8 protein-coding genes, 2 tRNA genes and 2 pseudogenes are annotated in these 8555 nt (G+C 34.1%); 10 read left to right on the top strand and 2 right to left on the bottom strand.

Going from position 1 to position 8555, the window contains the following annotated elements:
• Nucleotides 1-463 precede the first annotated feature (463 nt).
• The 10 genes from tmk (at nucleotide 464) to KJ849_04165 (ending at nucleotide 7598) form a co-directional block, all read left to right on the top strand.
• Entirely contained in the window at nucleotides 464-1129 is a 666-nt protein-coding gene (gene tmk / locus KJ849_04210) for a dTMP kinase (GenBank protein MBU2599761.1), read from the top strand.
• Nucleotides 1119-1583: a YaaR family protein gene (locus KJ849_04205; GenBank protein MBU2599760.1), complete on the top strand. Its 465-nt coding sequence runs from the start codon at nucleotides 1119-1121 to the stop codon at nucleotides 1581-1583. The genes tmk and KJ849_04205 overlap by 11 nt, the downstream gene beginning before the upstream one ends.
• Nucleotides 1584-1602: 19 nt before the next feature.
• Nucleotides 1603-2553, top strand: a complete 951-nt coding sequence (locus KJ849_04200; protein MBU2599759.1) for an AAA family ATPase — start codon at nucleotides 1603-1605, stop codon at nucleotides 2551-2553.
• The gene (locus KJ849_04195; GenBank protein MBU2599758.1) at nucleotides 2537-3349 is read left to right on the top strand and encodes a stage 0 sporulation family protein; all 813 of its coding nucleotides are present in this window, start codon (nucleotides 2537-2539) and stop codon (nucleotides 3347-3349) included. The genes KJ849_04200 and KJ849_04195 overlap by 17 nt, the downstream gene beginning before the upstream one ends.
• Nucleotides 3342-4874: a methionine--tRNA ligase gene (gene metG / locus KJ849_04190; protein ID MBU2599757.1), complete on the top strand. Its 1533-nt coding sequence runs from the start codon at nucleotides 3342-3344 to the stop codon at nucleotides 4872-4874. The genes KJ849_04195 and metG overlap by 8 nt, the downstream gene beginning before the upstream one ends.
• A 223-nt stretch (nucleotides 4875-5097) precedes the next feature.
• Nucleotides 5098-5532: a hypothetical protein gene (locus KJ849_04185; protein MBU2599756.1), complete on the top strand. Its 435-nt coding sequence runs from the start codon at nucleotides 5098-5100 to the stop codon at nucleotides 5530-5532.
• A gap of 290 nt (nucleotides 5533-5822) precedes the next feature.
• On the top strand, nucleotides 5823-6866 hold the full coding sequence (gene mtnA / locus KJ849_04180; protein ID MBU2599755.1) for an S-methyl-5-thioribose-1-phosphate isomerase: 1044 nt from the start codon (nucleotides 5823-5825) through the stop codon (nucleotides 6864-6866).
• A gap of 47 nt (nucleotides 6867-6913) precedes the next feature.
• Nucleotides 6914-7321 (top strand): preQ(1) synthase, encoded by a 408-nt coding sequence (queF, locus tag KJ849_04175; GenBank protein ID MBU2599754.1) that lies wholly within the window; start codon nucleotides 6914-6916, stop codon nucleotides 7319-7321.
• A 102-nt stretch (nucleotides 7322-7423) separates the two neighbouring features.
• A tRNA-Arg gene (locus tag KJ849_04170) sits at nucleotides 7424-7500 on the top strand.
• A gap of 7 nt (nucleotides 7501-7507) precedes the next feature.
• Nucleotides 7508-7598, top strand: a tRNA-Ser gene (locus tag KJ849_04165).
• Between the two features lie 480 nt (nucleotides 7599-8078).
• Here the strand turns inward: KJ849_04165 and KJ849_04160 are convergent.
• A pseudogene (locus KJ849_04160) lies at nucleotides 8079-8276 on the bottom strand (zinc ribbon domain-containing protein).
• Nucleotides 8265-8543: pseudogene (locus KJ849_04155) on the bottom strand (recombinase family protein). Before KJ849_04155 ends, KJ849_04160 begins: the two co-directional pseudogenes overlap by 12 nt.
• Between the last annotated feature and the right edge of the window lie 12 nt (nucleotides 8544-8555).

Below are 8555 nucleotides of genomic sequence, written 5' to 3'. Positions count from 1 at the left end.
CAATATTCCGACCTATTATGGTGTCTAACCTCTGTTGACTCCCCTTTTCTTGGTTTACTGAAATCTTATTGTTATTCATACCCTCTTTTATACAATATTTCAATTCATTTGTCCAGTAAAATTTGTGGGACATAATAAGTTGATAAAGGGGGATTAAGGGGGATTTTAAAATCTCCCCTAACCCCTCTTTTCCAAAGAGGGGAACAAACAGAAAGAAAGACCCAAGTTATCTTTCCTGTGTTTGATCAAGTGATTGAGAATTTACACCAATCAGGACATCTTGAGGATTTTCGTATTTTTAATGGGGATCTTCTTGGCATCCTTGATGGAACAAGGTATTTTTCGTCAAAAAAGATTCATTGTTAAGGTTAATCTGCCTTGTAAAGTCTTATAATGAGAATTACTGCTTGCTAATCACCTTCCTTTGTGTTACATTGCTCTAAAAATTAAGATTGGATTTTATATGAAAAAAGGGCTTTTAATTACCTTAGAAGGTCCAGAAGGTTGTGGCAAGACTACTCAAAGTGAGCTGCTTTATAATTATTTAAGATCAAAAAGCTTTTCTACCATTAAGACTAGAGAACCTGGGGGAACTAAGGTAGGAGAAGATATTCGAAATATTCTATTAAATTCTGATTACAAAAATATTGATTTTCTTTGTGAGTTTCTTCTTTATAATGCAGCTAGAGCTCAACTTCTTAAAGAAGTAATAAAATCTTCTTTAGAATCTGGAAAAATAGTGATATGTGATCGGTTTCTTGATGCTACTTTAGCTTATCAAGGTTATGGACGAGGTATTAAAAAAAAAGTTATTTTTACGTTAAACAAGATAGTTTTAGGAAATCTACTTCCTGATTTAACCTTAACATTTGATCTTAATCCAGAAGAAGGCCTGAAAAGAGCTTTAAAAGCTAAAAAGAATACCCACGATCGATTAGAGCAAGAAAGTTTTTTCTTTCATCAAAAAGTTCAACAAGGTTACTTAAAAATAGCCAAAGTTTATCCAGAAAGGGTAAAACTTATCTTAGCAGATAAAAGTATAGAAGAAGTGCACAAAGTAGTTTGTAGTTATGTAGATAAGTTAATAGAGAAATGTAGACCTGGAAGGATTACTACTAATGAAGACTAAAAAGTTATCTAAAGATACATCTTCTTATAGGAAGCCTTCTTTGTCAGAAAGGATTCTTGAAAAGGTTTCATTAGGGAGAGGTAATTTTACTCCTTTTATAGAAGAGTTAAAAAAAGTAGATTCCATAGAAAGAAAAAAACACTTAGATCAATTATTAATTTCATTAGATCAACAAGGAAAAATATTTACTGAGAAACCTATTTATGATAATCTCTTAAAGTATAAAGAATTAGTAGTAGCTTTTATGAAGGAGGCTATAGGCGAAAGTTACCAAACTAAAGAAAAGATTAGTGGTCGATCTTTTGAAAAACAAAAGATTTACTATATCGTAGAAAAGATAAATAAAAACTTAGAAGAATTAACTAAAAAAGTGTTATCAGAACATCATAAAATCTTAGAACTAGCAGGAAAAATAGATGAGATTCGAGGATTGCTTTTAGATTTATATTCTTAGGTGTTAGATAGTTAATTTTATGAGCTGGGATAAAATTAAAGGGCAAGAAAAAGCTATAGAAAGATTAAAAACTGAAATTGTAAATGATAAAGTTACCCAGTCTTATTTATTTTCTGGTATAGAAGGAATAGGCAAAAAACTAGTAGCTTTAGAATTTATTAAAACTTTAAATTGTCACAGTCCTTATCTTAATCTTAGTTGCGAAAATTGTATTAATTGTAATAAGATAAATAAGCACCTCCATCCAGAAGTGACAATCCTTACACCCTTAAATAATATTATCTCTATTGAGCAAATTCGTAATTTACAAAGAAATCTTGCTTTGAAACCTTTAAATGTCAAAATAAAAAGTTTCATTATCGATGAAGCAGAAAAGTTTACTTTAGAAAGTAGTAACTGTTTTTTAAAAAGCTTAGAAGAACCACCAGAGAAAGTAATCTTTATTCTTGTGACCAGTAAAAAGTCAGTTATTTTACCTACCATTACTTCAAGATGTAAGGAGATAAAGTTTATACCTCTTTTTAAAGAGGAGCAGAGAAAAATTTTAAAAGATTGGTCATCAAAAGAGGATGTTTTAGAACTTTTGATAGATCTATGCGAGGGTAGCCCGGGAAGAGCTAAAAAGTATTTGAATCTTAATATCACTTACTGGTTTCAACAAGTAGTAAGCTGGATACCAAAACTTTTAAAAAAGAATTTAGAGGATTTTCATAAAATTTCTCAAGAATTTACTACTTTAAATGATCAAGAGTTAGTCTTAATGATATTAGACCTATTTTTTTACTACTTTAGCTCCTTCATATTAAGACCAGAAAAGAATATTCTTTCTTTAAGAAAGAGTGTCCTTAAAAGACTTGTCAAGATAGTAGAACAAACTAAGCAGAAAATTTATCAAAAAGTAAATTTAACTCTGGCTTTAGAAGTTATGTTGCTAAATATTATGGATGTAGAAAATGAACAATATTGTTGAAATTAAATTTTCTCATGAAGAAAAGACTTGTCCCTGCTTTAATCCTAATTTAGACTTAAAGAGAGGCACTGTTTGTATTGTAGAAACTGAAAGAGAAATAAATTACGGAGAAGTAGTAGCCATAGCAGGAATTACTGATGAAATTGCTTCCTTAAAACCTTCTTTTAAGATAATCAGAATAGCTAATGATGCGGATTTAAAACAAATAAAGAAGAACGAGGAAAAAGCTAAAGAGATCCTTAAATTATGCTTAAAAAAGATTCAAAACCGTGGTCTTCCCATGAAGATAGTTAAAGTTTATCTTAACTTTGACAAAAGTAAGATAAATCTTTACTTTACTGCTAACACGAGGATTGATTTTAGAGAATTAGCTAAAGATCTAGCTTATACTTATAAAGCTAGAATCGAATTTCACCAAATAGGAGTTAGAGATGAAGCTAAGGTGTTTGGAGGATTTGGTTGGTGCGGCAGAAAATTATGCTGTGCCTCATTTCTTACTAATTTTAATTCTGTTTCTATAAAGATGGCTAAAGAGCAAAATCTAATCTTAACGCCTAGTAAAATTTCAGGGGTTTGTGGGCGACTAATGTGTTGCTTGGCTTTTGAATGTGAAACTTACAGCAAGCTAAAAAAAAACATGCCTTCAAAAGGAACAGTAGTCAGTACTCCTAAAGGTAAAGGCAAGATTACGGCAGTAAATCCTATTAAGAATTCAGTCTATGTAAGATTAGCTGAAAGCGATCAAGAAGTAGAAACTTTAGTAAAGGATATAAAGATTATAGATGGAGATAAGTAAATTTTATATTACCACTCCTTTGTATTATATTAATGATCTTCCTCACCTTGGACATTCATATACTAATGTTGCTGCTGATACTTTAGCTCGTTATAAGAGATTATCTGGAAGTAATGTCTTTTTACTTACTGGGACAGATGAGCATGGAGAGAAGATAGAAAGGGCAGCTAAGAAGAATAATGAAACTCCCCAGGAATTAGCTGATCGCATTGTAGTAAAATTTAAAGAGTTATGGAGGCAATTAAATATAAACTATAACTACTTTATTCGAACTACAGAAGAAAGACATATTCAAGTTGTTCAAGAGGTATTCTTAAAAATCTATCAAAAAGGTGATATTTATTTAGGTAATTATGAAGGATGGTATTGCATACCTTGCGAAACTTATTGGACTGAAAAACAATTAATAAAAGATAGAGATTGTCCTTCTTGTGGAAGGACTACGGAGTGGCTGGCTGAAGAAAGTTATTTCTTCAGTATGTCTAAATATCAAGATAAGCTTTTAAGGCATATCGAAGAACATCCTACTTTTATCCAACCAGAATCTAAAAAAAACGAAATTATAAACTTAATAAAGAGTGGCTTGAGAGACCTCAGCATTACTCGAACTTCTTTTAATTGGGGAGTAAAAGTTCCCTTAAAAGAAAGTCATCATGTGATTTATGTCTGGTTTGATGCTTTGTTAAATTACCTTAGTGGAATTGGATATCTTTCCAAGGGAGAAGATTTTGAAAAATATTGGCCAGCTGATGTCCATATTATTGGAAAAGATATCCTAAAATTTCACGCTATAATTTGGCCGACCATCCTTATGGCGGCGGAGATAGATTTACCTAAAAAGATCTTTGCTCACGGCTGGTGGAATGTAGATGGAAAAAAGATGTCTAAGTCTCTGGGTAATGTGGTCGATCCTTATCAAGTGAGAGAAAAAGTAGGCACAGATGCTTACCGGTATTTTCTTTTAAGAGAAGTTCCTTTTGGCTTAGATGGGAACTTTTCGTATTCAGCCTTAATTGATCGGTTAAATAGCGACTTAGCTAATGATTTAGGAAATCTTTTTTCCCGAACACTGGCCATGGTAGAAAAATATTTTCAAGGGTTCGTTCCAGAACCTGATAAAGAAGAAGATCAAGAGTTAAAGATCTTAGCTGAAGAAGTAATTAAAAACGTAGAGACACATATGGAAAATTTAAATTTTAACCAAGTTCTTGATAGTATTTGGAATTTAGTCCAATATGGTAATAAGTTTATTGATTCCCAGGCTCCGTGGAGACTAGCTAAGGATCCAAAGGCAAAAAAAAGGTTAGCTACGGTCATTTATAATTTATTAGAAAATTTACGAATTATAGCTATTTTAATTAGTCCCTTTATGCCTGAAACTTCTGAAAAAATGTACTACCAATTAGGTATTAAAGAAGAAAAAACCTGGCAGGATTTAAACTCGATTAAAGATTGGGGAGGCATGAGACCAGGAACAAAGATTTTTAAAAGAGAAAACTTATTTCCAAGAATACAAGGTTACTAAGCTTAGCTATTTAATTAGGGGTTGCCACGAAGGAAAAACAGAGTTTCCCTTCCTTGGGTGAGAGTCAAAAAATACAAGCAAGTTTGGGTAATTTCTGAGCACCGGAGGGGCTTCGCATAGGGAAGATAGTTCCAAGCATTAGTCAGGGCTATCTTTTTTAACGCTCTTGACAACAATAAAGTAATATGCCATTATCGTAATAAGGACAGGGAGGATAGGTATAATGATTAACGGAGTAAATAATAAGGTCTTATTTCCTATCTTCTTTGAAGGTCAAGTTCCACTACCAGGATATCGGCCTTTCGAAAAAAGTAAAGAAGAAGACTCTACTAAATTTGATAAGAGTGAGGAAATTGCCAAGAAAGAAGAAGAGAAAGTTATTAAAGATTTATTAGACCTTAGTAAGAATAAAGAAGAAAGTAAACAAGTAATTACTATTTCTCAAGAGTCAGAAGAAGAGAAGAAAGAAGAAGAAAAAAAACAACCAATACCTTCAGTCTATGAAATCATCCATAAAAGATTAGAAGAAGAAAAAGAAGATCTGCCTATGGCTTATGGTATTAAAGCTATTAAAGAAGCACTTAATGTTCCTGCGGAAACCGTAGAAATATTATTAAGAAAATTAGGCTTATTATCTGAAATAGATATTTTAGCTTGATTCTTAATTTATTGGATAGGAATTTGAAAAATTCTTATCCAATTAGGGGTTGCCAAGGAAGAGGAAAAAGCTTCCCTTCCTTGGGGTGAGAGCCAAGAAATACAAGCAAGTCTGGGTAATTTCTGACTAGCGGAGGGACTTCGCCTCTATGAAAGATAGTTTTGAGCGGAGCGAGGGTTAATTTATTTAAGATAAATTTTTTTTATTTAAGCAGGGCAGGGTATGATCAGAGAAGATGCAACCCTGCTTTTTATTTATTCTAAAATATTCTAAAAAACAAAGGGGGAATTATGGCTGTTGAGACTTTAAGGTGGGAAGAAGGTCTTCTTAAAATAATTGATCAAACAAAACTACCTCTTGAATTTACTTATATTTATTGCCAGAAAGTAAAAGAAGTAGTAGAGTCAATTAAGAGACTTTCCGTGAGAGGAGCTCCAGCCATAGGTATTGCGGCTGCTTATGGGGTAGTAATAGGAGCTAATGAAATAACCACCAATAATTGTGAAGAATTTTATAATCAGTTAGATGAAGTTATAAATTACTTAGCTAGTTCTCGTCCTACCGCCGTTAATTTATTTTGGGCTTTAGAAAAGATGAAGAAGAAAGCTTATCAAGTCAAAGAAAAACCTTTAAGTGAGATAAAAAAGATTTTAGAAGAAGAGGCGGTCTTTATCCATAATGATGATAAAAGAAGATGTCAGAAGATTGGTGAATATGGTGCTAATTTAATTAAAGATGGGGATGCGATATTAACTCACTGTAATGCGGGAGCTTTGGCTACAGGTGGCATGGGGACAGCTTTAAGCGCTATTTATACAGCTAAAGAACAAGGAAAAAAAATCTCTGTCTTTGCTGATGAAACTCGACCTCTTTTACAAGGTGCTCGTCTTACTTCTTGGGAGCTGATGCAAGATGAAATTGATGTTACTTTGATCTGCGATAATATGGCGGCTACTTTAATGAAACAAGGAAAGATTAACCTTTGTTTGGTGGGAGCAGATCGGATTGCTAAAAATGGAGATACCGCTAATAAGATTGGGACTTATCAAGTAGCTATCTTAGCTAAAGAACATCGTATTCCTTTTTATGTAGCGGCTCCTTTCTCTACCGTTGATTTTAATACTTCAGATGGTTTAAAGATTCCTATCGAAGAACGATCCTCTGAAGAGGTAACGATGGGTCTTGGAAAGAGAATAGCTCCTGAAAGAGTAAAAGTTTATAATCCTGCCTTTGACGTTACTCCTTTTTCTTATATTAAAGCTATTATTACTGAAAAAGGAATTGCTTCTCCTCCTTTTGAAGAAAGCCTTTTTAAGCTAAGTCAAGATATTTAGTTATTTTTTTATATTAAAATTGCTGGACCCGTTAGAGAGAGGCATTTATGAATAAGTCAAAAGATATCTCAGGTTATGCAAGAAAGCAAGATCAAATAAGGGATTTAAAGATTACCCCTGTTTTGGCAATTATAGAGAATCAATATCAAGATAAAGATTATATAGTAGAACTAAAGACTAATGAATTTACGACGGTATGCCCTAAAACAAATTTGCCAGATTTTGCTATGGTTACTATCCATTATAGACCAGGAGAATACTTAGTAGAGCAGAAATCTTTAAAGCTTTACCTTGCCGGATATAGAAATATGGGGATATTCCAAGAGCATGCTACCAATAAGATTTTAGAAGACTTTGTTGAGAAAGTCAAGCCAAGATGGGCAAGGATAGAAGCAGTCTGGAATGCTCGAGGCGGTATAGGAGTGACGGTGGAACAAGAATACACCTCTAGTTAAGAAAGCCAAGCAGAACAAGGTAAAGGCAAAAGTAAATATATATTGACAAAAAATGCTTGGGTGTGGTAGCTTTACTCAAGTTAGCCAATGGGTAAATTTCAAGCGCCCGTAGCTCAGTTGGATAGAGCGACGGATTGCGGATCCGTAGGTCGGAGGTTCAAATCCTCTCGGGCGTGCCAGCCTTAAGGAGAGGTACCGAAGTGGTCGTAACGGGCTCGCCTGGAAAGCGAGTTGAGGGGCAACTCTCACGTGGGTTCGAGTCCCACCCTCTCCGCCAATTGGAAAATGTTTCCGTTGGCTCGCCCTCTGCGAGGGCTCGCCAGCCGATTTTAAGCGCAAATTGGAATTTTTTATCTTTCAAAATGAAGTTCGAGCCGATATTTTTTAGAAATGCTTGGATTTCTTGATTGTCGCTTTGCGACAAAAGAATTTTGGCTTGGCTACTGGCTAAAATCATTTCTTTCATCGGTTCGAGCCAATTATTTCCTTTTTGTTCAAAATCTCTTATCTTCCCCAAAATGTCCTGTTTTTCATTAAGTAGTTTTGATTTTTTCGCTTGATATTCTTCAGGTTCAATGCCTTTACCGCCAATAAACAAATCAAGCAGGTTTTCGGCCTTGCTTTCAATTTTCATTTTTTGAGTTTGGAGATTTTGAACAAAAACTTTCGTTTCTTCTTTGGCTTGCTCTTTTTCTTTGTCTATCTCGGCAAGCATATTTTCCGCCCAATCGTCAGGCAAAGAAACTTTTTGAATAGTTCCTTTCATCTGTTCAACAAGATTTTCTTCCCGCAGATATTTTTCATTACAAGGTTGCTTTTTCTTGGTGCAACGATAATAGTGATGTCCTTTTTGTTTTTCGGCAGTTATGAGGCAGTCGCAATTTCCGCAACGCATTAAACCAGAAAAAGCAAATTCGTGTTTTCGTTTGCGTTTCTTTTTTCCTCGATTGCTCATTACTTGTTGAACAGAATCAAAAAGTTTCTTGGAAATAATTGGCTCGTGAGTTCCGTCGTAAATTTCACCGTTGAAAGAGAATACGCCATAGTAAATCGGGTTTTGCAAAAGTCGCTGGACACAGGAAACCGAAAGAACATTGCCTTTGTAGCTTCTTAGCCCCGCTTGATCCAAAATTATCGCAACAGCTTTCAAGGTATATTCGCCAGTTGCGTAGAGTTCAAATGCTTTTCGCACAAGCGGTGCTTTCTCGTTATCAACATCAATCGCCCTTGTTTT

The organism is bacterium, assembly GCA_018830565.1.
Lineage (GTDB): Bacteria > UBA9089 > JAHJRX01 > JAHJRX01 > JAHJRX01 > JAHJRX01.
This window is presented reverse-complemented; position numbering and strand designations above follow the sequence as displayed.